This window comes from bacterium endosymbiont of Bathymodiolus sp. 5 South, assembly GCF_900128535.1.
Classification (GTDB): Bacteria; Pseudomonadota; Gammaproteobacteria; order PS1; family Pseudothioglobaceae; genus Thiodubiliella.
The window spans coordinates 1-1,073 of sequence record NZ_FQTR01000359.1 but is presented as its reverse complement, the minus strand read 5'-3'; the positions used below and the strand labels follow the sequence as shown (position 1 = coordinate 1,073).

Here is a 1,073-nt window from a genome sequence, read left to right as displayed (position 1 = left end):
AAAATGCCTGTGGCAATATCAATGTGGTTATTTTGAGTGATCAGTTGTTGGGTTAATTGGCGAATTTTCCAATCGTGCCTTAGGAGTGCTGTGCCAGCAAATGCCAAGACAAAACTGGGGGAAAATAAAACCAAATGGAAGGAGGATAGGTTACTAATATCAACTGAAAAAATCTTGCTATAGTAAATATACACTGCTATTAGCATTGCCAATGCAAACAAACCAATACCAGACCACATCAAGAATGTTGAGTTTTTTTTTATAGGTTTTAAGCGTGTTGGAACCATCTTTATTGGAATTTGATATTTTTGAGATTGCATTCTCTAATTCTTTGTCTTGACTCTCATCGTGTTGTGTTTTTGTTTCCTTTAATTTGCTTTGCGCTTGTTCAGCTATTACTGTTTTTTCCTTTAATTTTTCCTTTAATTTATCTATTTCAGTTTGCTTATCTTCGTGATTTTGAGTGTTATTTTCTAATTGTTGTATTTTTCTCTTTAATTCTTTCTTCTCTTGTTCGGCTTGTTTTATTTTTTGTTGTAGTTGCGTTACTTCGTCATCAGCTAATCCTAATATTGCTCGTTGTTCCTGATCAACAAAGGCGTATTCTGCATTTATTACCCCTTCCAGATGCGTCCCCACCAAATTTGCCCCTCGCAAATCCGCCCCTCGCAAATCCACCCCTTCTAGGTGCGCCCCTAGCAAATTCGTCCCTCGCAAATCCGCCTCTCGCAAATCCGCTCCTTCTAAATCCACCCATGCCAAATCCGCCTCTCGCAAATCTGCTCTTTCACCCTTGCTCCCGTTTGAGTTTAACCAAAGTTGATGTTCAGATAAGATTCCTTCCAGTTGTTCAGTGCTGATTTCTCTCATAAACGGTTTAGATTATTTCTGATAAAAACACAGATAATTCACACTCACATCACTTTCAAGCTTATAAGTTTTTGTAAAAGGGTTGTAAGTCATGCCAATCATGCTTTTTAGGGTTAAATCTGAGTGTCTTGCCCATTCGTCCATTTCGCTCGGTTTGATGAACTTGTCCCAGTCATGAGTGCCTTGTGGCAGGAGTTTGAGGA

The 1,073-nt window shown here is 38.8% G+C and carries 2 protein-coding genes and 1 pseudogene; all 3 read right to left on the bottom strand.

Annotated elements, in window-relative coordinates; genetic code table 11:
• On the bottom strand, positions 1-194 hold a 194-nt coding region (locus BBROOKSOX_RS11490), incomplete at its 3' end, for a hypothetical protein (RefSeq protein ID WP_218973759.1).
• The gene (locus BBROOKSOX_RS11485) at positions 178-870 is read right to left on the bottom strand and encodes a pentapeptide repeat-containing protein (protein ID WP_139661996.1); all 693 of its coding nucleotides are present in this window, start codon (positions 868-870) and stop codon (positions 178-180) included. The genes BBROOKSOX_RS11490 and BBROOKSOX_RS11485, both read right to left, overlap by 17 nt.
• Positions 871-882: 12 nt before the next feature.
• Positions 883-1,073, bottom strand: a pseudogene (locus BBROOKSOX_RS11480) (bifunctional 2-polyprenyl-6-hydroxyphenol methylase/3-demethylubiquinol 3-O-methyltransferase UbiG); the annotation flags it as partial.